Source organism: Sphingomonas longa (assembly GCF_016892685.1).
In the GTDB taxonomy this organism is placed as follows: domain Bacteria; phylum Pseudomonadota; class Alphaproteobacteria; order Sphingomonadales; family Sphingomonadaceae; genus Sphingomonas; species Sphingomonas longa.
This window is the reverse complement of sequence record NZ_JAFEMC010000001.1, coordinates 719039-745438: the sequence shown is the minus strand read 5'-3', so window position 1 is coordinate 745438 and position 26400 is coordinate 719039. Positions and strand designations below refer to the sequence as shown.

At 65.2% G+C, this 26400-nt stretch carries 22 protein-coding genes, 1 tRNA gene and 2 pseudogenes; 6 read left to right on the top strand and 19 right to left on the bottom strand.

All coding sequences use genetic code 11. The features are described 5' to 3' along the window. The first annotated feature begins 13 nt into the window (after positions 1 to 13). Both ILT43_RS03605 and ILT43_RS03600 read left to right on the top strand, forming a co-directional pair. The gene (locus ILT43_RS03605) at positions 14 to 1333 is read left to right on the top strand and encodes an AAA family ATPase (RefSeq protein WP_204194773.1); all 1320 of its coding nucleotides are present in this window, start codon (positions 14 to 16) and stop codon (positions 1331 to 1333) included. A 179-nt stretch (positions 1334 to 1512) separates the two neighbouring features. Next, positions 1513 to 2073, top strand: a complete 561-nt coding sequence (locus tag ILT43_RS03600) for an FxDxF family PEP-CTERM protein (protein ID WP_204194772.1) — start codon at positions 1513 to 1515, stop codon at positions 2071 to 2073. An 868-nt stretch (positions 2074 to 2941) separates the two neighbouring features. On the opposite strand, the gene ILT43_RS03595 is transcribed toward ILT43_RS03600, so the two are convergent. The 10 genes from ILT43_RS03595 to ILT43_RS19425 all read right to left on the bottom strand — a co-directional run bounded on the left by ILT43_RS03595 (position 2942) and on the right by ILT43_RS19425 (position 13259). After that, complete coding sequence (locus tag ILT43_RS03595; protein WP_204194771.1) at positions 2942 to 3865, bottom strand: glycosyltransferase family 2 protein; 924 nt, start codon at positions 3863 to 3865, stop codon at positions 2942 to 2944. Between the two features lie 4 nt (positions 3866 to 3869). Continuing rightward, positions 3870 to 4727 (bottom strand): glycosyltransferase, encoded by an 858-nt coding sequence (locus ILT43_RS03590; RefSeq protein WP_204194770.1) that lies wholly within the window; start codon positions 4725 to 4727, stop codon positions 3870 to 3872. Positions 4728 to 4764: 37 nt separating this feature from the next. Next, entirely contained in the window at positions 4765 to 5727 is a 963-nt protein-coding gene (locus ILT43_RS03585; RefSeq protein WP_204194769.1) for a UDP-glucuronic acid decarboxylase family protein, read from the bottom strand. A gap of 58 nt (positions 5728 to 5785) precedes the next feature. Continuing rightward, complete coding sequence (locus ILT43_RS03580; RefSeq protein WP_204194768.1) at positions 5786 to 6190, bottom strand: VOC family protein; 405 nt, start codon at positions 6188 to 6190, stop codon at positions 5786 to 5788. After that, the gene (locus ILT43_RS03575; protein ID WP_204194767.1) at positions 6180 to 7358 is read right to left on the bottom strand and encodes an acyltransferase family protein; all 1179 of its coding nucleotides are present in this window, start codon (positions 7356 to 7358) and stop codon (positions 6180 to 6182) included. Before ILT43_RS03575 ends, ILT43_RS03580 begins: the two co-directional genes overlap by 11 nt. Next, positions 7358 to 8410 (bottom strand): hypothetical protein, encoded by a 1053-nt coding sequence (locus tag ILT43_RS03570; protein WP_204194766.1) that lies wholly within the window; start codon positions 8408 to 8410, stop codon positions 7358 to 7360. Before ILT43_RS03570 ends, ILT43_RS03575 begins: the two co-directional genes overlap by 1 nt. 17 nt (positions 8411 to 8427) lie before the next feature. Continuing rightward, the gene (locus ILT43_RS03565; protein ID WP_204194765.1) at positions 8428 to 9972 is read right to left on the bottom strand and encodes an MBOAT family O-acyltransferase; all 1545 of its coding nucleotides are present in this window, start codon (positions 9970 to 9972) and stop codon (positions 8428 to 8430) included. A 66-nt stretch (positions 9973 to 10038) separates the two neighbouring features. Then, the gene (locus tag ILT43_RS03560; RefSeq protein WP_204194764.1) at positions 10039 to 10965 is read right to left on the bottom strand and encodes a class I SAM-dependent methyltransferase; all 927 of its coding nucleotides are present in this window, start codon (positions 10963 to 10965) and stop codon (positions 10039 to 10041) included. Then, positions 10962 to 12878, bottom strand: a complete 1917-nt coding sequence (locus tag ILT43_RS03555) for an HAD-IIIC family phosphatase (protein ID WP_204194763.1) — start codon at positions 12876 to 12878, stop codon at positions 10962 to 10964. Before ILT43_RS03555 ends, ILT43_RS03560 begins: the two co-directional genes overlap by 4 nt. 12 nt (positions 12879 to 12890) lie before the next feature. After that, positions 12891 to 13259 (bottom strand): acyl carrier protein, encoded by a 369-nt coding sequence (locus ILT43_RS19425; protein ID WP_239473863.1) that lies wholly within the window; start codon positions 13257 to 13259, stop codon positions 12891 to 12893. A 153-nt stretch (positions 13260 to 13412) separates the two neighbouring features. Between ILT43_RS19425 and ILT43_RS19845 the strand changes: the two are divergent. Continuing rightward, positions 13413 to 14114, top strand: a pseudogene (locus ILT43_RS19845) (NosD domain-containing protein); the annotation flags it as partial. A gap of 201 nt (positions 14115 to 14315) precedes the next feature. Here the strand turns inward: ILT43_RS19845 and ILT43_RS19840 are convergent. From ILT43_RS19840 to ILT43_RS03535, 3 genes and pseudogenes are all read right to left on the bottom strand, one after another. After that, a pseudogene (locus ILT43_RS19840) lies at positions 14316 to 14927 on the bottom strand (glycosyltransferase); the annotation flags it as partial. A 569-nt stretch (positions 14928 to 15496) separates the two neighbouring features. Next, positions 15497 to 16765 (bottom strand): nucleotide sugar dehydrogenase, encoded by a 1269-nt coding sequence (locus ILT43_RS03540; protein ID WP_204194375.1) that lies wholly within the window; start codon positions 16763 to 16765, stop codon positions 15497 to 15499. 126 nt (positions 16766 to 16891) lie between these two features. After that, positions 16892 to 18115: an acyltransferase family protein gene (locus ILT43_RS03535; RefSeq protein WP_204194374.1), complete on the bottom strand. Its 1224-nt coding sequence runs from the start codon at positions 18113 to 18115 to the stop codon at positions 16892 to 16894. Between the two features lie 225 nt (positions 18116 to 18340). On the opposite strand from ILT43_RS03535, the gene ILT43_RS03530 reads away from it, so the two are divergent. Then, positions 18341 to 19642: a UDP-glucose dehydrogenase family protein gene (locus tag ILT43_RS03530; protein WP_204194373.1), complete on the top strand. Its 1302-nt coding sequence runs from the start codon at positions 18341 to 18343 to the stop codon at positions 19640 to 19642. Here ILT43_RS03530 and ILT43_RS03525 read toward each other — a convergent pair. Continuing rightward, the gene (locus tag ILT43_RS03525; protein ID WP_204194372.1) at positions 19639 to 20913 is read right to left on the bottom strand and encodes an SLC13 family permease; all 1275 of its coding nucleotides are present in this window, start codon (positions 20911 to 20913) and stop codon (positions 19639 to 19641) included. The genes ILT43_RS03530 and ILT43_RS03525 overlap by 4 nt on opposite strands. Before the next feature lie 2 nt (positions 20914 to 20915). Then, positions 20916 to 22163 (bottom strand): kynureninase, encoded by a 1248-nt coding sequence (kynU, locus tag ILT43_RS03520; RefSeq protein WP_204194360.1) that lies wholly within the window; start codon positions 22161 to 22163, stop codon positions 20916 to 20918. A 167-nt stretch (positions 22164 to 22330) separates the two neighbouring features. Between kynU and ILT43_RS19665 the strand changes: the two genes are divergently transcribed. Beyond that, the gene (locus ILT43_RS19665) at positions 22331 to 22456 is read left to right on the top strand and encodes a hypothetical protein (protein WP_275431403.1); all 126 of its coding nucleotides are present in this window, start codon (positions 22331 to 22333) and stop codon (positions 22454 to 22456) included. A 63-nt stretch (positions 22457 to 22519) separates the two neighbouring features. Here ILT43_RS19665 and ILT43_RS03515 read toward each other — a convergent pair. From ILT43_RS03515 to ILT43_RS03500, 4 genes are all read right to left on the bottom strand, one after another. Continuing rightward, positions 22520 to 22594, bottom strand: a tRNA-Glu gene (locus ILT43_RS03515). A gap of 109 nt (positions 22595 to 22703) precedes the next feature. Continuing rightward, positions 22704 to 24077 carry a class II 3-deoxy-7-phosphoheptulonate synthase gene (locus ILT43_RS03510; RefSeq protein ID WP_204194336.1) on the bottom strand — a complete coding sequence of 458 codons (1374 nt, stop codon included), beginning with the start codon at positions 24075 to 24077 and terminating at the stop codon, positions 22704 to 22706. Positions 24078 to 24203: 126 nt separating this feature from the next. Next, positions 24204 to 24389 (bottom strand): hypothetical protein, encoded by a 186-nt coding sequence (locus tag ILT43_RS03505; protein WP_204194316.1) that lies wholly within the window; start codon positions 24387 to 24389, stop codon positions 24204 to 24206. Positions 24390 to 24441: 52 nt separating this feature from the next. Next, on the bottom strand, positions 24442 to 25380 hold the full coding sequence (locus ILT43_RS03500) for a D-2-hydroxyacid dehydrogenase (protein ID WP_239474025.1): 939 nt from the start codon (positions 25378 to 25380) through the stop codon (positions 24442 to 24444). A gap of 200 nt (positions 25381 to 25580) precedes the next feature. Between ILT43_RS03500 and ILT43_RS03495 the strand changes: the two genes are divergently transcribed. Then, the gene (locus ILT43_RS03495) at positions 25581 to 26393 is read left to right on the top strand and encodes an aldolase/citrate lyase family protein (RefSeq protein ID WP_239473861.1); all 813 of its coding nucleotides are present in this window, start codon (positions 25581 to 25583) and stop codon (positions 26391 to 26393) included. Positions 26394 to 26400 lie beyond the last annotated feature (7 nt).

Sequence of the window (26400 nt, the reverse complement as noted above, 5' to 3'; positions counted from 1 at the left end):
GAGGAGTGATGAAGTGAGTTGGTGGGAAAAATTGACGGGGCGCGATGCCGGGACGACCGCGGCGGTGCCGCGTCCGGTTCGTCCGCGTCCACCGCAGGCGACCGGCGTGCGCGAGGACCCGGCCGGCAGCGCGCTGCCGCGGTTCCGCGCGTCGGCGGTCGACCAGCTCGACTCGCGCCGGGGATCGGGTGCCTCCGGCGCTCGCGTCCGGCTGCGCGATGCGTTCACCCCGTCGCAGCCGGTCGTCGACCCGCACATGTTCGCCGGTCGCGCGGCGCTGCTGACCACGCTGATCCGCGCGATCGAGGATCAGAAGCTGCACGTCGTGCTGTATGGCGATCGCGGCATCGGCAAGACATCGATGCTGCACGTCCTGGCGCGTCAGGCGACGGAGGCACGCTATCTGGTGCGGTATGCGTCGTGCGGCGAGGAGACGAGCTTCGGCGACCTGTTCCGGTCGGTCGCGGCGGACGTTCCGCTGCTGTTTCATGCCGATTACAAGCCGACGTCCGATGCGATCGAGAAAGGCGCGACGCTTGCCGATCTGCTGCCAGCCGGAGAAGTCACGCCGCGGCAGGTCAGCGATCAGTTCGCGCGGTTGCAGGGCACGCGCCTGCTGATCATCCTCGACGAGTTCGATCGCAGCCCGGCGGGCGACTTTCGTCGTCAGGTCGCAGAGCTCATCAAGACGCTGTCGGACCGGTCGGTGCGGGTCCAACTCGTCATCGCGGGCGTCGCCGCGAACCTGACCGAATTGCTGGAGCATATCCCCTCCATCCGCCGCAACATCGTCGGTCTGCCGGTGACCAGCATGACGCGCGAAGAGGTCGGTACGCTGATCCGCAACGGGGAGCGCGCGAGCGGGCTGACCTATGCCGACGAAGCGGTGGAGATCATCACGTCGCTGGCGGCGGGGTCGCCCTATCTGGCGGGCTTGTTGGGCCAGCACGCGGGGCTGGCCGCGATCGACCGCGACAGCTTGGTCGTCGAGCCGCAGGACGCGCGGCTGGCGATCCGGCGGTCGTGCGACGAGATCGTCAACCGCATCTCCGAACGCAGCCGTATCGCAATCGCGCAGAACGAAGCGGCTTGGGATGCGCTGGCGCTGATGGCGCTCGCCGCGCTCCAGCGTGGGGGCCGCTTCGGGGGTGATGTTCTGGCTCCATTGGAATCCGACGCGCAGGTGCAGGATGCTGTCATGCAGCACGCCGCCGAGGCGAATCTGATCGAGCGAATCGAGGCGGACCCGGCGGGTCAGTTCCGGTTTATCGAGGAAGGCGTGCCCACCTATCTGTGGATGGCGCAGGCGGCACGAAGACTGTCGATCAATTGATTCTGTCTCAAAATTGAACAACCCCCCGTAAATCCGCCATTCCTAACAAGCATTAATTCCACGTTGAGCATGTTGCGATGCGCAACCGTTTTGCGTATTGTCGCGTTGCGGACCTAGTGGGGTTTTGAAGGTTCCTCGGGATGTTCCCGACCCCGGTTCGCAGTAAAAGGGAAAGATCCATGACCAAGTTTGCATCTCTGGCGGCGGTGACGCTCGCCGCTACCGTATCAATGGTGGCTCCGACGGCAGCGCAGGCTCAGGCTGCGACTGGGCCGGGAACGCCTTACAACTTCTTCAGCGGCGCGACCGGTTCGGGCACGTTCGGTAACAACGGCGGTCTCGTCGGCACGTTCACGAACGTCTTCACGTTCATCGTCACCTCGCGCGGCGTTCTCGCAGCCGACTTCAGCAACGCAGCGTCGTCGAACAACGGGCTGACCGACATCGACTTCACCAGCGCAACGCTGACCGGCAATGGCGGTACGTTCAGCTTCACCAAGCTGGTCGGCGAGCCGCTCGCGCTCACCGAGCTCTGGGGTGTTACGCCGCTGAACGTGACGCCGGGCACGTACACGCTGACCGTGACGGGCCGTTCGTTCGGCACGCCGGCAACCTATGCCGGCAACTTCAACATCGGTGCGGTTCCTGAGCCTGCCACGTGGGCTATGATGATGGTTGGCGTCGGTGCCGTCGGTGGCGCCCTGCGCCGTCGCAAGCGCGTGAGCGTCAGCTTCGCCTGAAGCGATTGACGATCCCGGTCCGCCGGGCTCGTTATGAGAGTGGCCGCCTTCTTCGGAAGGCGGCCGTTTTCGTTTGGAGAGGTGTCGGCGAACGTTCGACGAGCGGGCTCGTGGCGGATGCCGTTGGGACCGTGTCGGCAAGTGATGGTAAGAAGGACTTTGCGCTGGAAGGTAGAGGCCATTGTTATTGTGCGAGCCTGCGGATGGTGGGGCTTCGAACTCCCTGCTGCAAATCTCGAGCGCATCAGTCGTCAGGGCGCGACCGGAGGCGGAAGGTATGTTCTCAGCTTCCGTCGTTCGTTCGGAAGCCTGGCAAAAAGCTTCAAACCCGTAGGTTATCTATCTGGTGGACGGGGGGCGGGGGCGATCACAAACATCATTCGCTGGCAGCGTGGCCTAGTCGTGCGCAAGGAAAGTCGCTGCAAGTTGCTTTGATACTGTTACCGAGCCTTCGCGTTGCAAAGGCGGTCACAGCGATACAGTGGGCAGTCGATTACCGCGGATATCCTTGTTAGGCTTCGCAGTTTGCCGGGTAGGCCGAATTCATTGGTTCGGATGGCAGCACGGATGGTCATTTCTTCGACGTGCTGGCCACTCGGCGCCGTGTCGCGGAAGTTGAGTAGCGGGGGCGGTGATATCGATCTCTGACGGTTTTGTTCGGCGTCATCGGGAAGTTGCGTTGTACGGTCAGTATGAGATCAGTGACACTGCGATCGAGGATCTTCGGATGCTCGTATTGCTCTGAGTCGCGATGCGCTGGGGCCGTCCGTCACGCGAGCGATTGCGCGCTGCTCGGTTTGTCAGGATAGACGCGGCAGCGGCTTCGGCGTGGAAGACTGGCAAGACTGCGAATACTTCGGCCGACACTTCACTCCTGTGAGAGCCAAGCCGGGACACCTCGACGACCAAGCACGCCGGACCACCAGCCTGACAGCGCCCAACGCCACTGCGGCCAGGCGCCGCGTCGGGCGAACCGGGCTGTCAGCAGCACCAAGGTCGCCGGGATCGCGACGGGGAGTCGCCACGGATCGACGTCGCGGACGATGTTGAGCTTGTTGCGCTCGTCGAGGTAGATCGGCAACCGCGGCCGATTGCGGATGCCATCGGCCGAACCGGTCGTGCTGCCCTGTGTATGAAGCACGCGCGCCGCGGGCGCGAAGCCGAGCCTGGCACCGCGGGCGAGCGCGCGCAGGCACCACTCGATCTCCTCACCATACAAGAAGTAATCTTCGCGCATGAGGCCCGCGCGCTCGACGAAGCGTGGACCGATCAGCATCGAGGCGCCGAGCAGATAGGTAAGCCGGGGCTCGATCGCGTCGCGAGCCGGTGCTTCGCCAAGGGGGTCGTTGCGGCCCATCGACACGGGTCGTCCCAACCAGCGTCGCCAGTGCCCGCCATGCGCCTGAACAATCTGGCCGGGCAGATAGAGCGTGCCGGCGACCGCATCCGCATCACCTTCCGCCAATCGCGCGACGAGTTCCGACAGCGCATCCGGATCCGGCTGGGCGTCCGGGTTGAGAATCCACCATGCCGAAGCCAGCGGGCGGGCGTTCATGCAGACGTTGACGCCGCCGGCAAAGCCGAGATTGCCGGCGGCGAGGATCGTCTGGACCGGCTGGCCGCCGGGAAGTGCGGTCGGCAAGATGTCGACCAGTTCGGAGAATGCGGCCGTGCCGCCATTCTCACAGATAACGACCTCGTAATCGGCATAAGTCGATCGCCCCAGTGCCGTAAGGCAGTGGGCGATATCCTCGGCGTTGCGGAAGCCGACGATGCAAACGGCGACTGTCATCGTGTCAGCGTCGCAAGCCGAAGAACAGGCGGTGCGCGTCGATCAGCCGCCAGGCGCGTAATCGCGTCAGCGTCATGATCGCGGACATGCGTTCCCGCCGACCACCAAGCGAGCGAGATGCCATAACGTGTGGCAGATGAGCCAACACCGATGCAGGAAGCAGGTACGTAGACAGCATCCAACGGAGCCGCCGGCCCTCCTTTAGAGCAAGATGATAGCCTTCGTAATTGATCCGCCGCCATTTGATCAGCAGCTCCGGCCAATCGACGCGAGCGGGGTGTCCGACCACGGCGGCTTCGGCGAAACCGATCATGAAACCGAGGCTTGTGGCGCGGTGGCACCAGTCGACATCCTCCGACAGGCCCACGCCAAACCCGCCAACGATGGTAAATACCTTGCGAGAACAGAACAGATTGGCGCTTACGGAGAACCCCTTGTCGCGAATGTAACGATCATTGCGAAACGCGAAGACCTGCTCGAACGCTTCCGCGCCCGTCTTGGGACGCGAGGGATCGACCAGAACCTCCATCTGGCCGCCGACGATGTCATATCGTTCGAGCGCGGATAAGCCGGCTTTGAGCCAGCCGGGCTCCGGTACGCAGTCCGAGTCGGTGAACGCGATGATCGGCGCCTGCGCTGCACCGACGCCTGCATTGCGCGCGGGCCCGGCTCCGCGCTCGGAAACGGTCAGGAGACGGGCACGGCCCGCGATCACGGCCGCCACCGCCGCCTCGCCCTGCGGCGACGCGTTGTCGGCGACGACGATCTCGAACGCGTCTGCGGACAGGGTCTGCGCCTGCAAGGCATTGAGGCAGCGCCCGAGCGCCGGGAGATCATTGTAATGCGGCACGACCACGGTCACGCGCAACTCCGATCCTCCCGATGCCGGGTGCTGCGGCTCAGCCACGATCGGTCAGTCCGGCGAAGTACTCGATCGTGGGCGGCAAGCCTTGCGCCAGCGGCACGGTAGGCTCCCAGCCGAGCTTCGCGCGCGCCTGCGTGATGTTAGGCTGGCGCTGCTTGGGATCGTCCTGCGGCAGCGGCATCTCGATCAGCTCCGACGACGATCCGGTCAGACGGATGACCTCTTCGGCCAGCTCGCGGATCGTGAACTCGACGGGGTTGCCGATGTTGATCGGGCCGGTCACCTCCGCCGGGCTGTCCATCAGCTTCATCAGGCCGTCGACCAGATCGGACACGTAGCAGAAGGAGCGAGTCTGTGCACCGTTGCCGTAAATGGTGATCGGCTGCCCCGCGAGCGCCTGCACGACGAAGTTGGAGACGACGCGGCCGTCGTTCGGATGCATGCGCGGGCCATAGGTGTTGAAGATGCGCGCGACCTTCACCTCCAGCCCATGCTGGCGGTGATAGTCGAAGAACAGCGTCTCGGCGCAGCGCTTGCCCTCGTCGTAGCAGGAGCGGACGCCGATCGGGTTGACGTTCCCCCAATAGCTCTCTTCCTGCGGATGGATTGCGGGGTCCCCATACACTTCGCTGGTGGAGGCTTGGAGGATCGGCACCTTCAGCCGCTTGGCGAGGCCGAGCATGTTGATCGCGCCGATGACGCTGGTCTTGGTCGTCTGCACCGGATCATGCTGATAGTGGATGGGCGAGGCGGGGCAGGCGAGATTGTAGATCTCGTCGACCTCGACATAGAGCGGGAACGTCACGTCGTGGCGCAGAAATTCCAGCCGGGGATGATTGTGCAGGTGGGCGATGTTGCGCCGCGCGCCGGTGAACAGATTATCCACGCACAGCACCTCGTTACCGCGCTCCAGCAGACGGTCGATCAGGTGGGAGCCGACGAAGCCGGCTCCGCCGGTGACCAGCGTGCGCTTCCTGCTGTCGTAATTGCGAGCCATTCAGTCAGTCCCGGATTGGTCGTTCTTAGTGCATGGCGGTGCGATCCGCCGCGCGTCGTCAGTCCAGCAACTGGACATATTCGGTGATGATCCCGCGTGTAGCGGTCGGCGCGAGAAAGTTGCAGAGGAAATTTCCGGCGCCCTTCACGGCCTCCGGTTCGATCATGCGGATGCCCTGCGCGGCAAATTCCGCCTGGGTCGCGGCGATGTCGGGCACTGCGAATGCCAGATGGTGGATGCCGCCGGCGCCCTTGTTGAACTTCACCAGCGGGCCACCGTCGGGCACGACGAACTCGATCGGCGAGCCACCGTTCGTCGTCCGTGTGAAGATGCACAACGCGTGGAACTGCGGGACATAACCGCGGTAATCCTCGGTCAGGTTCAGGACCTGCATCAGCGCGGTGACGGTTTCCTCGTCGGGCTGGACGATGCCGACATGGTGGAGTGGCGGATCAAGCGTCATCGCGCGCCTCCACAGCCGGCGCCTGCAACGTGCGAGCGCGGCCGACGAGCCAGCGCCGGCCCGGCACCTCGATGAAGCGATAGGTCAGCATCGACACGATCGTCGCTGCAACGAGGCCGGCGAGGACGGTCGCCACTGCGGTCGGCACGTCCGTTGGCCGCCAGCGCGGCAACAGCGCATCGTATAGCATGATGCCCACCCCCAGATGTACCATGTACACCGAATAGCTGATTTCACCCAGATACACCGGCAGCTGCGCTCCGAGCGTATAGAGTTTACCGTGGCGGTTGGCATCGGCAGCGAAGAACACGATACCTGCGAGGCCGAGCACCGCGACGGTGGCCAGCAGCACTGTAAGACGGGGCAGCGCCGCTCCGGCGAGCAGCGCCATCAGCACGCAAATCGCCGACAGCAGCAATCCGGCAATGGCTCCGCGTGGGCCGGCACTCCGCGTATCGCCGAAACGATGCAGCGACATGCCGATCAGGAACTCGGGGAAGATGCGTAGGATGCCAGCGTTCCAAGTCAGGCGCGTGAGTTCGATGTTCAGAGCCACCGCAATGCCGGCAGCGAATAGCAGAAACACGCCGGCGACCGCGATTAGCTTGCCGCCCTCCGCCTGCGGCGGCAGCCGCCGGATCAGGATCAGCACCGGGAACATCAGGTACGCGAACCACTCCGCACTGATTGACCATGATGGCTGATTGAAAAACAACTGAGGAGTCGAGCCCCATGCATGGATCAGCGTTAGGTTGGCAATGAGCGCGCGGAAAAGTACGGCATTTTCGACGCCGGCGAACGAGACGCCCGACACCCACTCGCTGACGTATAATCCTCCGGATCGCGTCATCATGCCGATCAGCAGGAACGCCGCCAGCGTCACCGCGTGCATCGGATAGATGCGCGCGAAGCGCCTCGATACGAAAGCCCAGTAATCGAAATGACCCGCGGCGATCTGCGGCTGGTACACGTGGGTCAGCACGAAACCGGACAGGATGAAGAAGAAGTCGACGCCCAGATAGCCGGAGGCGACGAGCGGAAATTCCTGCAGCGCGACAGCGTTGGTGAAATGGGAGAAATGATAGAAGACGACCCAGATTGCGGCGCAGTACCGCAGTGAGGTGAGTGCCGGGATTTCCATCGGGAAGGGTGGGGGGCTGGGACGCATTACTGATCCGATACTGGCTTGATCCGGCGCTGGTGCGCGAGATCGGCGATACGATCGGCCAGCCACGGCGCGACGAGCCGCGAACCGTAGACGTTGAGATGGCCATAATCGGAATAGAGCCGATAATCGTCTGCGATGAACTGCGGACTGACGGTAGGGCCGATCGCATCGTAGAAACCCTGATCGCTGACCGGCTCGTGATCCTTGTAGATCGGCAGGTACAGGAACATGATGGACACACCGTGGGCCTTCGCCAACGCGGCGATGCGACGCGTATAGTCGCGCTCGACCGCGAATTCATAGTCCGCGCCGCGCGCACCCAGCAAGGGTCGGGTAATCTGTCGAACGCGTGCCGCCGCGGTCGCTGCCAGCGTTCCCTCCAGCTGTATACCATCACGGTCGACGATCTTGCCGTCCGGCAAGCGGAAGGTTTGGGTCGAGTCATATTCCGTGCCGGGATAGCGCGCCGGGTCGAGCGCCGTCGCGTCACCGAACGCGCGCGGGAACAGCGACTGAGCGAACAGCGATATCTGTCGGAAGGGCAGGACGCCGACGTCATTGGCGTAGTCGCGGTTGAGCAGCAGCGGAGCGCCGAGCACATCCTCGGCATCGGCGAGATCGCGGAACGCCGGATGACCCTCGCGCGGCATCTGTTCGATTACCGACAGGACGATCAGCTTCAACTCGGGCCGGTCCGCGATCAGTCGCTTGACGATCGCGTAGTGCACGTTCCGCCCCTCCTGCGGCATCGTCAGGTTGGCGACGTGAAGGTCGGACCCCGTCAGGCGGCGAAGCTGCGCCTGCACCAGCGGCGCGCTGACCCCGGCACCGAGGCGGGAATTGCCGACCACCGCGATGTCGATCGGCGTGCGATCCAGCGCGATGCGTTCGTAGACCCACTGGCTGCGGAACTGGATCGTCTTCGACAGCTGCTGGAAGCGGATATACGGATCGTGCGGCAGCGCGAGCACCGCGAAGAACAGCGCGGCGAAGGTCACGGCGATCGTCGCGAACAGCGGCCACGGCCGGCGTGCGAAGGGGAGGTCGGTCATGATGGGTGCCTCCTCCATCAGAAGTTGAAGTAGATGAATTCGGTGGTGCCGCGCATGATGAACGCGACGCCGACGAACAGGAACACGCCCGACACGATCGCCCAGCCGATCGTCGGCTTCCACTCCGCCGGGATCACGGCGGGGGCAACCTTGCGCCACTTCGCCCATTCCAGTGCAGGCTCGATGCGGGTCATGAAGTGCTGCGTGTTCGGGAGCAGCGCGACGATCAGCCAGCCGATCGTGAGCGACGCCACCGCGCCTGCCGCACCCAGCGGGACCAGCGCCGACCACGGGATGCTACCGTCGTTCAGCCCGAGCATCGCGCCGAAGAAGCGGCCGGTGACATGGACGTCCACGGCGCGAAACGGCACGGTGGCAGCGACGAAGCACAGGATCGTGACGATGTGCGCGGCCGCCTTCGACCACGGACGCTGCGGGTTCTTCTTGCGCTTCTTCTTCCAGTAGAAATCCCACGCATTGTACGTGGCGACATAGATGCCGTGCATCGCGCCGAAGATCACAAAATTCCATCCCGCGCCGTGCCAGACGCCGATGATGACCATCGACAGGAAGGTCGGGGCGAGCGTGGATACCGCCAGGAATGCGTAGGGCGCGGTGAAGCGTTGGGACGCGTAGCGCGCGAGCGGCATCGACAGCGGCTGGAAGATGTAGCTCTGCACGAAGCGCGATAGCGTCATGTGCCAGCGCCGCCAAAGCTCGGCCATGTTTCCGGAGCGTAGCGGGCTGTGGAAGTTGAGCGGCAGCAGCACGCCGAACATGCGCGCCAGCCCGATCGCCATGTCGGAATAGCCGGAAAAGTCGAAGTAGATCTGGAGCGTGTAGCTGAACGCCGCCGTCCAGGCCGCGACGAAGCCCGGCGCGGAACCGTCGCGTGCGGCGTCGAAGATGGGGCTGGCGTAGAGCGCGGCGGTGTCGGCCAGCACGGTCTTTTTGAACAGGCCGATCGCGAAAATGATGAGGCCGATCAGGATGTTGCGCGACGCCGCCGACAGCCGCGGCCGATCCGCCAGCTGCGGCGCGAGTTCCGAATAATGGACGATCGGTCCGGCGATCAGCTGCGGGAAGAACAGCACGAAGGTGACGTATTCCGTCACCGGCCCGAGCCGTACTTTCTTGCGGTACACGTCGAACAGCAGCGCGATCTTCTGGAAAGTGAAGAACGAGATGGCGAGCGGCAGGACGATCCGGGCGATCGTGATGCCGGCGCCCGTGACCGCGTTCAGATTGTCGATGAAGAAATTGAAATATTTGAAGTAGAACAACAGCGCGAGGTTGAAGACGATGCCGCCGATCAGCAGATTCCGTCGCCGCCCGGCGCCCTCCGGCAGGCGCTGTATCGCCGCCGCGAGCAGGTAATTGACCGTCATCGAGAAGACGAGCAGCAGGATGTAGCGCGGCGCCCAGTAGCCGTAGAAGAACAGGCTGGCGGCGGCGAGCCAGATCAGGCGCGGACGATGCCGCCCCGTTGCCGCGAGCGCCCAATAGCCGGCGACGACCACCGGCAGGAACAAGAAGATAAAGACAAGCGAGTTGAACAGCATGCCGCGCTATCGAACCCGAACATCGACGATGGATACGGCTGTCTTGCGCGTCATTCGGCAGGTCTCTCAGGCCGGTTCGGCGATGATCGAGCAGGTGACCGCGGCCTTGCGCTTCAACGCCTTGCCCAGCGGCATCGCCTGCGTCGTGTGGCTCGCGATCTCCAGCACGCGGAAGCCGCCATCGACCAGCATCTTCTCGGCTTCCGACGGATCGCGCAGCAATTGCAGGTGATCCGGCATCGGCGCGTTGAGCGGCACGTTGACGAACAGCACGCCGTCCTTGCTCAGCAGCTTCTTGACGGTCGTCAATGCCGGAATGGGATCGTCGAGATGTTCGAGCAGGTGGCTGAGAATGACGAGGTCGAACTGCTCGCCAGTCGCCTCCGCCTGATGCATGTCCTGCACCGCGAAGCGCGCGCGCCCCTCGGCACCCAGCCGCGCGAGGGCGGCCTTGGTATGCTCCAGCGACACGGGCGACAGATCCCATGCAACGGCTTCGCGCATCTTCAGGTCGCGCAGGCACAGGAACAGCAGCAGCCCGTGGCCCGAGCCGACCTCCAGTACCTTGCCACCGGCCTTCACCCGCGCGGCGAGGCGTTGCGCGAAGAAGTGCAGCGACGATGCGTGCATGAACCACAGGACATGGCTGAACAGCAGGCCGTTCATGTACCGCTTCATGAACTCGTCGTCGGAATAGACGTGCGCGTTCGTCTCCTCAAAGGTCGAGAAGCGATAGGCGTCGGTGCGTGCGAAGTTCAGTTCCTCCTCGCGAATCCGGTCGCAAAGCCAGCGATAATCCTCCGCCGTGCCGCGCACGTCGTCCGCCGCCAGTTCCAGCACCGCCGCCGCCATCTTGTCGCTGGTGTCGAGCAGCGAGTCGGTGCGCGCGCCGAAGCTCTTCTCCAGATAGGTGCCGTGATCGGGCCAGACATCGACCACCGCGTCGACCAGCCGGGCGATGTTCGGGTAATGGGCATAGGGGCTGTCGGTCATGCGGCCTGGCGCTCCTCGGTGCGGAAAAGATCATCGACCTGCATCGGCAGGACCGGCGGTGTATAGTCGGCGAGATCGAGCACCCAGCGCGTGCCGCCGTCCGGAAGATCGCCATCGGCGGTGAAGCCCAGCTTCGCGTAATGATCCTCGACCATGCGGTTCTTCGGTGACGGCACAAAATGGCCGATGAGGCGCTCTGCGCCCTCCGTGCCTGCCGCTGCGACGAGGTGGGCGAGTGCCGCCTCCTGCACACGGCGGCCGAGCACGCGGCAACTCATCAGCCACGTGTCGATCGTCCAGTCCGCATCGCCCTTGTCGGCGATCAGGACGGAGATGATGCCGTTGTCTCCGAACCGGTCGACGAGGCGGATTTGTACCGCATGACGCTGCGGGTCCGCCTCGGCGGCAGCGACTTCGGCTTCGGTGTAGCGACGTGTCGTGAGGTTGAACTGGTTGGACTTGTTGATGAGTTGCGCGACCCGCGGGCGGCTGATGGAGTCGACCGGACGGATCGTGCAGGTCATGGCCAGCGATGCGAGGTAGGAATCCATGTCGGACGCCCCAGCCTGCATCTGCGCGCGCTGCGCGTTCGCCTGGTACTGGTCGGCGCGCAGCCGATCCTCCTCGGACAGCGCGACCGTGTCGAAATAGCCCGCTGCCGCCAGCATGCGCGGATACAGCGCGGGATCGGCAGGCAGCTCGGGCACGCCGACCAGCGGCAGTTCGCGGCGGACCTGCGCGCGTTCGGCGGGATTGTCGTCGAGGAACACGAGTGCGTCGACGCCGATGTTCAGCGTCTCGGCGATCGCCTTCAGGTTCGATGCCTTGTCGGTCCAGTTCGCCTGGAAGACGGCGATATGCTCCTCGCGCAACAGCATGTCGGGATGCTCGCGGAAGGGAAGACGGGCGGCATCATCCTCGTTCTTGGAACACACCGCCAGCACGACGCCGCGGGCGCGCAATTCGAGCGCGAGCCGCTGGATCGCCAGAAACGCCTCGCCCGTGGCATTACCCTGACCAAGCGCAATACCGTCCAGACCGTCGTCGCCGATGATCCCGCCCCACAATGTGTTGTCGAGATCGAGGACCAGCGCCTTCTTCGCCTTGCCGCGGATCGCGCCGATCGTGCGCGCGACGACGTCAGCGTAGACGGGGATCATGTCCGGCGAGAAGCCGAGCTTCGATGCATGCCAGTGGCGCGGATCGTCCCAACGCTCATGCCCGACCGACGCGGCAAGCCGCGCAGTGTCGACGAGGACGATCCCCCCCTCGCGCGCCCATTCCGCCAGCCGGCGGTTGAGGGCTTCGACCATCGCAAAAACCGAGCCGGGCTCGACGCGATCGAAACTGCCGAACAGCGGCTCGACGGGGGTCGACAGCGTCTGGACGAGGACCGGGCCTTTCAGATCCGCGCGCATTCCGTCGACGATCATCCGGATCCGTCCGAACGCCGCGTCGACCTGCGCCGCCGCGTCCGCCGCGGTCGGCATCGCGCGGTCCAGCCCGGCGAGGCGATGATCGAGCGCGAGCAGCGCCATGTCCAAACCGGCCGCACGCAGCGCGCTCGACGGATCGGCGGCGTCCTGCACCGCACTGCCGTAACCCCCCTCGACCACGTCGATCAGCAAGCCGTGACGCACGCCGGAACCGACGATCGCCGAAGCCAGCAACGACAGCGTGCCGTCACCGAGCAGCCCCAGCTTCACGCGCGAGAACGGCGACAGATCACCCGCAACGCGGCCGACGATGCCGGCCAGCTTCGCAAGCTGTCCTTCGTCGAGCCGGTGCAGCGACACACGGGTCAGTGCATCTGAGAAGGCGGCGTCCGGTGTAGTGGCGGCAGCCTTCAACGCTTTGAAATCGTCACGGATCGATGCGGGGGCGGGGGGCAGCCACGCCAGGTCTGACAGCACGGCGACCGTCCCTCAGGCGCCCTGCTTCGCTTCGATCGCACGAACAAGGTCGCCGACATTCTGCAACCCCTCGATCTCGGCATTCGAGAATTTGATGCCGAACTCGCGCTCAATGGCGACAACGAGGCGGATGTGGCTGAGCGAGTCCCAGTCCTCCACGTCGGCGGCAGTCGTATCGGCGGTGACCGTCAGGTCGTCGTCGTCGAAGGTGTCGGCCATGATCGACTGAACACGGGAGAGGATGTCGTCGCTCACGAAAATAGACCCCTTCATCTGGTTGCCGGCTGCTAACATTGTGCGATGCGGGAAGCAATCGGCGGCGGCAGGCGGGTTCGGAGGGAATAGACGGGTGATCCATTCGGAGAGGTTAAAACGCACCATAGGGTCGTTTCCGATGCCGCACGACAAAGGCGACGAGACGTTCCGAAACTCGGGTGACTAAGTTTGCGCCTGTACCGAAACCCATGTCAGAGCCCCTGTTATACAAAATGTAGATCAAGGGAGTGACGTGTGCGCATAGTGACGCACCGGTTCATGGGGGCGTGTGCGTCCATAGCGGCCGGTCTGATATCAACAACGCCTGCCGAGGCGCGCACTGCGACACCCGCAACGCTTGCAGACGCTTTTGCTGCGCTGCAAAATGGCGAGACGTTGACGTTGATGCCGGGCGACTACGGTAAAGTCACGATGCCGAGACGGCGTTTCACGCCTACGCTGATCGTAGACTCCAGCCGCGCCACGTTCACGCAATTGACGATCCGCAATACGTCCGGGGTCGAGATCAGGGGAGGCAGGATCGTCGGGCCTTCTTCGCAGGCTTATGGCGTAGCGGTCGATTCCGCGCGGAACGTGCGCGTGACGGGAATGCGGGTGACCGGTCCGCGCATCGGTCTGACGATTAGTCGCAGCACAAGCGTCCGTGTCGACCAGAACGTGTTCGACGGCGTACGCTCCGACGGCGTCAACGTGACGATGGCCAGCCAAGTCATGATCCAGAACAACGTCTGCCGGAATTTCCGGCCGATCATGCCGATCTACGCGTCGAACGGAGCGCTGCTGGTCGACGGTGACCACCCCGACTGCGTTCAGGGGTGGAGCACGCCCGGGGCTCAGCGCACGGACGACATCACCGTCACGGGGAACGTCGGCACCGGCTACATGCAGGGAATCTTCTTCCGCAATCCACTTGGCGGTCGTTTCCGGCGGCTGACCGTTCGCGACAACACGATGGTCGTGTCGGCGTGGAATGGGATCGTCCTTCAGGACGTGGACGGCGCGACGGTGACGAACAACGTCGTCCGATCGGTGACGGGATCTCGCATGCTGAACTTCCCCTTCGGCCTGATCCGTGCGTGGATCAGGATCCAGGGCAAGGGCCTCGTCGTGTGCGACAATCAGGCTCCCGACGATCCGGAGCGGCAAGGCGATCAGCGGGTCGACCTGATGCGTCCAGCTCAGTTCGCGCTCGACGCGGGTGCGACCGAAGTCACCCATCGCCGCACGTGCGTCCGGATCGTCGAGCAGACCGGCGATCTTCTCCGCCAGATCGACGGGATCGTTCGCCTTCGCGTAGAGCGACGCGTCCTGTGCACTGAAACGCCCCTCAGTAACGTTGAACTGGACCATCGGCTTGCCTAAGGCCATGTATTCCATGATCTTGTTCATCGTGGACTTGTCGTTCATCGGGTTCACCCGATCCGGGTTCACCCCGATGTCGGCGGTCGACAGCACCTCGAACAATGTCTGGTCCGGCGCGCGGCCGGTGAAGGTGATGTAATCCGAGAGGCCGCGCGCAGCGACATCCGCCTGAAGCCCGGCGAGGCTGGTGCCGCCGCCGACGAGGCAGAACTGGATGTCCTGCCGTCCCATCGGGCCGACGAGATGCTGGACCGAGTCGATGAGCAGATCGATGCCCTCCTGCTCGCCCATCACGCCGACATAGCCGACGAGATAACGGCGACCGTTCTTCCAGCGATCGACCGGGGCAACCTGCTTCAGTTTGGACAGGTCGGGACCGGATCGAACGACGAACACGTCCTCCGCCTTCATGCCGCCGCGTTCCAGCGCGATCTGGCGATAGCTGTTGTTGGTCGCGATCGACACGCGCGCGGTCCTGAACGTCAGCTTCTCGAACAGCACCATCAGCTTCCAGAAGAAGCCGCGTTTGCCGAATTTCGCCTCGTACAGTTCCGGATTGATGTCGTGGTGGTCGAACACGAAGCGTACACCGAACAGCTTGAACGGCAGCGCGACGAGGAAGATCAGGTCGGGCGGATTGCAACCCTGGATCGCGTCGATCCCGCGCGTGAAGAATATCTTCCACGCGATTACCGTTTCCCAGAACAGCGCTGCGCTGTATTCGCGCAGGAAGCCGATCGGCCCGTGGCCGTCGGGCGGCAGCGGGTGGCGATGGATGTGTACGCCATCGAGCAACTCGTACCGCGCCTCGTATCCCTTTCCGGTCGGGCAGATGACGGACACCGTCGCGCCTGCCGCCTTCAGCGTCCGCGCCTCCTGCCAGACACGGCGGTCGAACGGCAGCGGCAGATTCTCGACGATGATGAGGATGCGCTTGCCGGCGAGCGGCTGCCCCTCGATGTGCGTGGGGAAGTCGTGGTTCACGGGATCGCACTCACGTCCACGACGGGTGCGCCGCTGCTGAGTGACAGCGAGTCGATCAGTCGGTTGGTGGAGACGATCAGGTCGTACTCTCCCGATTCGGCTGCGGCCCGATCGACCAGCAGCGTGTCGATGGTCGGCAGATAGGCATAGGCGTAGCCGAGATTCTGACCGACCAACTGTTCCGGCGTCAGTGCGGGATCGTAGACCTGCACCTGATATCCGGCGTCGAGCAGCTTGCGCGCGATGTCCACCGCCGGGCTTTCGCGCAGGTCGTCGGTGTCCGCCTTGAACGCGAGTCCGACGATCAGCACGCGGGCGCCGGGCGACAGGTCGCGGATCAAGCGCGTGAACTGGTAATGCTTGTGCGCCTCGTTGGTGCGGATCAGCGAATCGACCAGGTGCGTGTTGGCGCCGACATCGGCAGCGATGTGCTGCAAGGCGCGAACGTCTTTCGGCAGGCACGATCCGCCGAACGCGCCGCCCGGCCGCGTGTAATAAGGCGAGATGTTCAGCTTCGTGTCCGACACGAAGATCTGGTGGACCTGACGCGCCGAGATATCGAGCGACTGGCAGACGCGGCCGACCTCGTTGGCGAACGCGACCTTCACCGCGTGCCAGCTATTGTCGACGAACTTGGTGATCTCCGCTTCACGGAAGGGAACGTGGAAGACCGGCGCTTCGATACCGGCGTGAAGCGCATCCATCGCTGCGCATGGGCCGCCGTCGCGGGTGCCGAGCACGATTTTCGGTGGATGGAAATAATCGTCCACAGCGGTGGCTTCGCGCAGGAACTCGGGATTGTAGACCAGATCCACCACCCGGTCGGCCGCGTCGCCGAGGAACGAGCGGAAGATCGGGACGATGATCTGGTCGATCGAACCCGGCCGCATCGTCGAGCGATAGGCGACGGTCAGCGGTGACGTGCGATCGGGCTTCACCGCGGCGGCGATCTGGCGCGTCACCTGCGCGATATAGCTCATGTTGTGCGAGCCGTCGGGGCCGCTGGGCGTGCCGACGCAGACGATCGCGATGTCCGTGTCGTCCAGTTCCGCACCGATCGATACGGTTGCGGAAAGGCGACCGTCGGCATGGATCGCCTTCAGCATCTCGTCCACTTTCGGCTCGGCAATCGGGGAGCGTCCGTTGCCGATCGCGTCGACCTTGGCGGCGCTGACATCGACGCCGACGACGCGGTGTCCCTGCGATCCGATGCACGCAGCGGCGGTGCATCCTACATAGCCGAGGCCGAAAATGGCGATCTTCAAGCGTTTGCTCCCTCACGCGACACGGCATACCTGCCAGCTCCCACGCCTATTGCGCGGTGCAGCGAAACCCTGTCAACCGAACGACTGCCGCTAGCAGTCGTTCGTTACGACGGCGATAAGCTCGTATCAGGGCGCGACTTCCAGTTCCGGAGCGCTGACGGCGGGGCGGCGGCGACCCGTCCACCAGCCCGCCAGCCGCTTGCCCGCGCGGATGCCGGGGCGCTCGATCGCAAGATACGTCGTGGCCGTCACGAGCACCGCGACGATGGCGAGCAGCGGCAGCAGTATGCCGAGCCATGCGACCGGCAGCGCATCGATCGCGCCGCGCCCCTCGACAAAGGTCAGCGCCAGCACGATCCCGTGCAGGAGATACAGCCCGTAGGAGCACTCGCCGAGGACCAGCGCGCCGCGGGTCGCGAGCATGCCGCCGATTGGATTGCCGCATGCCACCGCCGTGAAGAACAGCGCGAAACCGGCCATCGGCACGATGCCGAACGGTTCGTGGAACAGCAGCATGGCGGCGGCGAGGACGGCGACGGACAGAACCGCCGCACCAGCACCGCGAAGCCGGGCGGCGAATCGCTCGTGCCGGCTTACCTCGAACGCGAGCATGCCGACCGCGAACAGGGGTACATAGACTTGCACGTTGCGGGGCAGGTGAAATGCCCGGGCCGCCAATGTCACGACCAGCAGCGCCGCCGGCACGATCCAGCTCGGCAATCGCCCGCGGACGATGTCCATGCCGAAGGCGCAGGCGGGGAGCACGAGCAGGTAGAAGAACCACTCGTACCACAACGACCACAGCACATGAGCGTTGAGCCGCGAAGCCAGCGGGTCGCCAAGCAACGCCGGCTGCGACCAGCTCGATATCCACAGCGCTGCTGCCCTGACGTCGCGCACGCCCGGCATTGCGCCGGTGCGCCAGTGGACGATCGCCGCGATGATCGCAACCGACACCGCCACCAGCGGCACGATGCGGAACACGCGACCGATATAGACGGCCACCCAGCGATTGCCGCGCCAGCCGGTCAGTACACGCGGGTAGAAGACGAATCCCGTGGTCATGAAGAACAGCGCCACAGCGCCGGGACCCAGCTGGTTCAGCACGTTTTCGACCGGCGCGCCCCAGGGCCGGTCCAGCCGTGTGACGTTGGTCCAGATCACGAAGTGATGGATCAACACCGCCAATGCGAGATAGCCGCGCAAACCGTCGATATGCCCGATCCGCCGACTCGCATCCTGCAACGGAAAGCCCGCGCGGGCGAGTGCGCTGCCGACCAGCGTCGCCACGGCGAAGGTGAGGGGGGCGAGGACGAACAGCGCGGCGAAAGGATGATCGAAAATCGGCACGGGGTCCCGTCAACGGATTATTGGAGTGGCGGCTCTAGCCCGTGAGGATGAAGCAAAGCTGTCGGCGGGGCGAGCCGAATTCGTGTCGGCATCGTGTCATTCGACGAAGGCCGGCGGTTCGGCAGGCTGGCGTTCGCGACTGGCGCTGGGTAGGAGCGCGTCGGTAACGACGACCGCGTGCGACATCCCGGAGGGTCGTAGTGCGCGAATGCACAAGGGGTTTTCATGCGCATCACGATGATCGGTTCCGGCTATGTGGGCCTCGTCTCCGGTGCCTGTTTCGCCGATTTCGGCCATGACGTTTGCTGCGTCGACAAGGATCAGGGCAAGATCGACCTGCTATTGCAGGGTGTGATGCCGATTTTCGAGCCGGGTCTGGAGGAACTGGTCGCGCGCAACGTCGCCGCGGGGCGCCTGCGCTTCACCACCGACCTGCCGGAGGGCGTGCGGGATGCGGAGGCGGTGTTCATCGCGGTCGGCACGCCGTCGCGCCGCGGCGATGGCCATGCCGACCTGTCCTACGTCTATGCGGCGGCGGAGGAGATCGGCCGCTCGCTGACCGGCTTCACCGTCATCGTCGACAAGTCCACCGTGCCCGTTGGTACCGGCGACGAGGTCGAGCGGATCATTCGCGAAGCGAACCCGGAGGCGGATTTCGCCGTCACCTCTAACCCGGAGTTCCTGCGCGAGGGCGCGGCGATCGACGACTTCAAGCGGCCCGACCGCATCGTCATCGGCTCGGACGATCCGCGCGCGCTGGCGGTGCTGCGGCAGGTCTATCGGCCGTTGTACCTGAACAAGTCGCCAATCGTGGAGATGAGCCGGCGCGCGGCGGAACTGACCAAATATGCCGGCAACGCGTTCCTGGCGACCAAGATCACCTTCATCAACGAGATCGCCGACCTGTGCGAGAAGGTCGGCGCCGACGTACAGGACGTGGCGCGCGGCATCGGGTTGGACAAGCGGATCGGCGACAAGTTCCTGCATGCGGGTCCGGGCTATGGCGGATCGTGCTTCCCCAAGGATACATTGGCGCTGCTGAAGACCGCCGACGATTTCGAGGCGCCGCAGCGGATCGTCGAGACGGTCGCGGCGGTCAACGACCATCGCAAGCGCGCGATGGGCCGCAAGGTCATCGCGGCAATGGGCGGCGACGTGCGCGGCAAGACGGTTGCGGTGCTCGGCCTGACGTTCAAGCCCAACACCGACGACATGCGCGACAGCCCGGCAATCGCGGTGATCCAGACATTGCAGGACGCAGGTGCGACCGTGCGCGCCTATGATCCCGAGGGGATGGAGCAGGCGAAGCAGGTGCTCGACACCGTCGTCTATTGCGAGGGCGCGTACCAGACGATGGAGGGTGCGGACGCGCTGGCGATCGTGACCGAGTGGGACGCATTCCGCGCGCTCGATCTCCGCCGCGTCAAGTCGCTGCTGACCGAGCCGGTGATCGTCGACCTGCGCAACGTCTATCCGCGCGACATGGTCGAGGAGGCCGGCTTCACCTATTACGCAGTGGGACGCTAACCGAGCATCAGCCGCGCCCCGATCGCGAGGAACAGGGCCGGTGGCATCGCCACCAACCCGACCTTCAGGAAGCGCAGGAAGCCGACATCCTCCCCCTCGCGCCGGATCGCCGCGAGCCACAGGATCGTGGCGAGCGAACCGGTGATCGACAGGTTCGGACCGAGGTCGACGCCGATCAACAGCGCGTCGACGACGATCCGCGGCGGCTGCGCCTGCGCGATCGTGCTGGCGGCGATCAGGCCGGCGGGCAGGTTGTTGGTCAGGTTGGATGCAAACGCGAGAACCGCGCCGGATACCGCGGCTGCTTCGGTGGGCGACGCGGCGGAATAGGTGCGGAGATGGCCGGCCAGCGCCGCGACCACGCCGGTGCGATCCAGCCCCTCGACCAGCACGAACAGCCCTGCGACGAGCGGCAGCACCGACCACGATACGTCGCGAGCGATCGGAAGCGGCGACCGCCGACTGCCGACGCACACCAGCGCGGTCGTTACGATCCCGGCGAGGCATGTGGGCAGGCCCAACTCCCGGTCCAGCGCCGACGCCGTCACCAGCACCGCCGCCGTCGCGACAATGCCAGCCAGCGCGAGCGCACCGCCGCGCGACAGGAGAAGCGGCTCGACGTTGCTTTCACAAGGCATCGCCAGCCGCTCCCGCTCGATCCAGCGCAATGCCAGGAAGGTTGCCAAGATCGCCAGCGCCGAGGGTAGCGCGAACGATGCCAGCCATACGCCGAGCGGGGGCATATGGCCGCCGTACAGCACCAGATTGGCGGGGTTGGAGATCGGGAGCACGAAGCTGGCGGCGTTGGCGACGAGCGCACAGGCGAACAGCATCGGCAGCGGGTCCGCTTTGGCCCGCCGCGCTGCCGCATAGACGGCGGGGGTCAGCACCACCGCAGTGGCATCGTTGGACAGGAAGGTCGTGACCAGTACACCGACCGCGAACACCAAAGCGAACAGCCGCGTCGAAGAACCGTTGGCGTGTCGTACGGCCTGCACGGCGACCCAGTCGAACAGCCCCGCCTGCCGGGCGGTTTCCGACAGCAGCATCATGCCGATCAGGAACAGGTAGACGTCTGCGCCCTTCATCACTGCGGCAAGGGCGAGCGTCGGGGAGATCAGCCCCGTGCCGACCAGCACCGCCGCGCCGGCGACCGCCCATACCGCCTCCGGGAGTCGGAACGGGCGCACGATGACGCCGACGGTTGCGATCAGGCAGATGGCCCAGACGGCCAGTGCGGCTGAAGACGCTACCGACACGTCGCGTACCACGCTCAGGTCACCGCCGCCCGCTCGCGATACTCCGCGCGGTCCCACGCGCGCTCGCGCATCACTGCCGCCAGCGTATCGACCGCGCGCCAGACCTCCTCGTGGCTGGTGTACAGCGGTGTGAAGCCGAGCCGGAGTATGTCGGGCGCCCGGAAGTCGCCGACCACGGCGCGCGCGATCAATGCCTGACAGATCGCATATGCCTCCGGATGTCCGTAGGACACGTGGCTGCCACGCGCCGCCGGATCGCGCGGGCTCGCCAGCGTGAACCCATACTCTCCGCACAATTCGTCCATCAGGGTCACGAACAGCGAGGACAACGACCGCGACTTCGCGACCAGAGCGTCGAACGCGACCTCCTCGAACAGCTTCACACCTTCTTCCAGCGCGGCCAAGCCCAATATCGGCGGCGTGCCGCACAGGAAGCGGGCGATATCGGTGGCCGGCGCATAGCCGTCGTCGAAGGCGAAAGGCGCAGCGTGGCCCATCCAGCCCGACAGTGGCGATCGCAGCCGCGCCTGATGCCGTTCGGCCACGTACAGGAAGGCCGGGGCGCCTGGTCCACCGTTCAGATACTTGTATCCGCACCCCACCGCGAGATCGGCGTTGCAGCCGTTCAGGTCGATCGGCACCGCACCGACGCTGTGGCTCAGGTCCCACAGCACCAGCGCGCCCTTCGCCTGTGCGGCGGCGGTGATCCCGGCCATGTCGAGCATCGCGCTGGTCTTGTAGTGGACGTGGGTCAGCATCACGACCGCGACATCGTCGTCGATCGCCGCGACGATATCCTCGACCGGCAGCGTCCGCACCTGCGCCCCGACGCTCCACGCCGCGCCGTCGGCGACATACAGGTCGGTCGGAAAATTACCGGGCTCCGACAGGATCGTGGTCCGTCCGGGCGACGCCTTCACCGCCGCGACCAGCAGCTTGTAGAGGTTGACCGAGGTCGAATCGGTCACCAGAACTTCGTTCGCCTCCGCCCCGATCAGCGGTGCAATCCGGCCGCCGACCCGCCGCGCCGCGCCGATCCAGTCGGCGCTGTTCCAGCTGCCGATCAGGTCGCGGCCCCATTCACGCTCCACGACCTCCTTCAGCCGCGCAGCCGTGGTTCGCGGCAGCGCACCGAGCGAATTGCCGTCGAGATAGGTCACGCCCTCGGGCAGCGCGAACCGAGCGCGCATCGATGCCAGCGGGTCGACGGCATCGAGCGCGCGTGCGGCGTCGAGATCGGGATATTTGAGAAAGCGCGACATTCTGCATGATCCTATCGCGGCGACGCGGTAGGCGACGCAACCACAGTGTCCGATACGCTCTTTCCGGCAGCCCGCTATGGGACAATTTGGTTAGTAACGGATTGTTTACACATGTTGCGCGGCGAGACTAGGATCGCCCAAGCGCCGCGCCGGGGGAGGAGAGGGCAGTGAACACCGATCCGCCGCCGAAGGAGCGCGGCTATCCGTTATATTTCGGGTTGGGCGGCGCATTGCTGCTCGGCGCGGGCTTTTGGGTGGCGATCATCGGCCTGATCCTGTTTCTGTCGAAATAGGATCGGCAAGCCGGCGCATTGCCGCGTGTTTTGAACAGGCCGGAGCGCGCGGAAAGCCGCCGCTGGTGACCCCTACGAGAATCGAACTCGTGTTTTCGCCGTGAGAGGGCGACGTCCTAACCGCTAGACGAAGGGGCCGTCCGGTGGAGCGGCGCGTTTATGGAAGGGGACGGCGGACGTCAAGCGCGATCACGCGGGTCCCACGCATTTCCCAGGTACCCCGCTCGCCGGCGCCGCCCCCATCAGCTCAGGCAGCTACCTTCCGGCGCTCCGCCATTTCCGCGTTGAGCATTTCCGCCAGCAGGAACGCCAGCTCCAGGCTCTGGCCTGCATTCAGGCGCGGGTCGCAGTGAGTGTGGTAGCGGTCGGCCAGCGATTGCTCGGTCACGTCGACGGCACCGCCGGTGCATTCGGTGACGTTCTGGCCCGTCATCTCGGCATGGATGCCGCCGGCATGGGTGCCTTCGGCGCGGTGGACGGCGAAGAATCCGCGCACTTCGGCGAGGATGCGGTCGAACGGGCGAGTCTTGTAGCCGGTCACCGCCTTCACGGTGTTGCCGTGCATCGGATCGCAGCTCCAGACCACCGGATGTCCCTCGCGGGTGACGGCGCGGACGAGGCGCGGCAGCCCGGCCTCGATCTTGTCGTACCCGTATCGGGTGATGAGCGTCATGCGGCCGGGCACGCGGCCCGGGTTGAGCGTGTCCAGCATCCGCAACAGATCGTCGGGCTCCAACGAGGGGCCGCACTTGATGCCGATCGGGTTGCCGATGCCGCGCAGGAACTCGACATGCGCCGAGCCCTCGAACCGGGTGCGGTCGCCGATCCACAGGAAGTGGGCGGAGGTGTCGTACCAGTCGCCGGTCAACGAATCCTGCCGCGTCATCGCCTGCTCGAACGGCAGCAGCAGCGCTTCGTGGCTGGTGTAGAAATGCGTCTGCGCCAGTTGCGGCACCGTTTCCGGGTCGATCCCGCAAGCCGCCATGAACTCCAGCGCCTCACCGATGCGGTCGGCGGTTTCGGTGTATTTCTTGGCCCACGGGCTGCGGCCCATGAAATCGTGCGTCCAGCGATGCACCTGATGCAGGTTCGCGTAGCCGCCCTGCGCGAAGGCGCGCAGCAGGTTCAGCGTCGCCGCGCCCTGCGCATAAGCGCGGATCAGGCGCTGCGGGTCGGGGATGCGCGCTTCGGGCGTGAAAGCAATGTCGTTGATGTTGTCGCCGCGGTAGCTGGGCAGTTCGACGCCGTCGATCGTCTCGGTCGCGGTCGAGCGGGGCTTGGCGAACTGGCCCGCCATGCGGCCGACCTTCACGACCGGCAGCTTCGAAGCCCAGGTCAGCACGACCGCCATCTGCAGGATGACGCGGAACGTATCGCGGATGTTGTTCGCGCTATGCTCGGCGAAGCTCTCCGCACAATCGCCGCCCTGAAGCAGGAAGCCGCGCCCGGCCGAAACCTCCGCCAGCTCGGCGGTCAGACTGCGCGCTTCGCCGGCAAAGACGAGTGGTGGATAGGTGGCGAGCGTGTCGGTGGCGGACTTCAGCGCGGCGGCATCCGGATAGTCGGGCATCTGGCGCGCGTCGGCGGCGTTCCAGCTTTCGGGGGCCCAGTTGGCGGCCATAACGAGTCCTTGCACGATGACGATGTCACTCGCCCATGCGCCATCGGTGCCGCCTGCGCAAATCGTTTGGACCCTTTCCGCAGCCGCCCGAAAGCGTGGCTTGGCCGCGCGATAGTTAACCGAAGCTCAGCGGCGGATGACGCGGCCCGACACGATGCCCGACATCTCCAGCCGCGCGCCTGGCTCCAGGATGATATCGCCGCGAACCATGCCGCCGAGCCGTAACAATCTGCCCGACCGCACCGTGATGTCGCCGGCGACCATGCCGGCCATATCCGTGTCGTGCTCCACGACGAGCGGTTGCGCGATCATCCCCGATATCCTGTCCATGATCGCCAAACGCCCGGAAATAGCTTCCGTTTCCTCAATAGCCTGCGTCGAGATCGACGACGTTGCGCATCGGCCCGCCGGCCAGATAGGCGCGCAGATTGTCGCAGAACAGCGCCGCGCCGCGCTGGAACATCGTCGTCTGGCTGCGCCCGGACAGGTGCATCGTCACCAGCGTATTGGGCGTGGACCAGAGCGGATGATCCTTGGGCAGCGGTTCCGGGTCGGTCGGGTCGAGCATCGCGCCGGCGATCGATCCCCCGGTCAAGGCAGCGATCAATGCATCCTGATCGATCATGTCGCCGCGCGCGATATTCACGATCCACGCACCCGGCTTCATCGCCGCCAACTCCGCCTCGCCGATCAGGGCGCGCGTCGATCCGGTGGACGGCGCGGCGAGGACGATCCAGTCGTATTCGCCGACCCGCGGCTTCCACGCGTCGGCGGCCAGCGTGCCGTCGCGACCCGAGCGGGTGACCCCCGTCACCTCCACCCCGAACGCCGCCAGCCGCGTGCCGATCAGCCGCCCGATCGTGCCATAGCCGACGACCAGCGCCCGGCTGCCGTCCAGTTCCAGCTTGCCGGGCGCGTCCCAGGGCCATTCGCGCGCGTCGTACAGCCGGACGACCGTATCGAAGCGTTTCGCCGCGGCGAGCACCATCATCACGGCATATTCCGCGACGGTGACCGCGTTGATGCCGCTGCCGTTCGTCACCGTCACGCCGCGCTCGCGCAGCATCGGCAGCGGAAATGCGTCGAGCCCGGCATAGATCGTCGACACCCAGCGCAGCGACGGACCGCCTGCCGCGAGCACTTCGGCGACGAGGTGGCTGGGTTGCAGGTCGACCCAGGCGATTTCGGAGTCCGCGATGCCAGCCTTGGCCTCTTCGACGGTGGCAAACCACGAGGTCGTCGCGCCGGCCGGCAGATGCGGCTCCAGCAGGGGGCGGGCAGGGGCGGGCAGGACCAGTTTCATCGACATGCGCGTGATCTTCGCCTCCCCGAACCATGATTATCCGGCAGATCATTCGCCGGTTTCGGCCGTGCTGCCAAATGCAAACGCGCATTAACCATTCGGTAGCGACTCGGAGCTTACGACTTACTTCATGATTGGCCGGTCGCGTTCGCCAGAGCGGGGGTTCGGCGATGGATCGCAGCCGGGAACGGGGAACGACGATGAACCAGTCTGAACGCAAGATGCTCGATTGCCTGAAGCGCGGTCGTGACCAGTATGGTGTCGTCGCCGTGAAGGCGGAGTTCGAGGCGGAGGGGACGCGTCCCGACGAATTGCTGCGCCTGCTGGAACTGGCCCGCCGTGCCGATGTCGACGTCGCGCTGAAGATCGGCGGGTGCGAAGCGGTGTCCGACCTGCTCGCGTCGCGGCTGTACGGCATCGACTACATCATCGCACCGATGGTCGAGACGCCCTATGCGTTGAGCAAGTTCGTCGAGGCGCGCACGAAGGTCTATGGCGATGCCGACGACACGCGCTTCCTGTTCAATCTCGAAACCGAAACGACGCTGCAAAACCTCGATGCGATGCTGCCTATCGCCAAGGCGAGCGGCACCGGCGTCGTGTTCGGCCGCGTCGACTTCACGCTGTCCCGCGGCATGGCGCGGACCGCGATCAACGATCGCTCGATCACCGATGCCGTACTGATTGTCGCGCATGCCTGTTGCGAGCATGATCTGGAGCTGGTGGTCGGCGGATCGGTGTCCGCCGACGCAGTGCCGGCGCTGCGCGAGATCCAGGCGATCCGCCTCGACCGGTTCGAAACGCGGAAGGTCATCTTCGAGGGCGAAGCCGCGGCGCTGGCGTCGATCGAGGCCGGCATTGCCAATGCCGTCGAGTTCGAGCTGGAATGGCTCCGAAACAAGCGCGACCATTATCAGCGGATCGCGTCCGAGGATCAGGCGCGCATCGCGATGATGGAAAAGCGCGTGCGTGCCGATGCCCCCGCGGTTATGCCGTTCGTCCGGGCCGCCTGAGGCGACC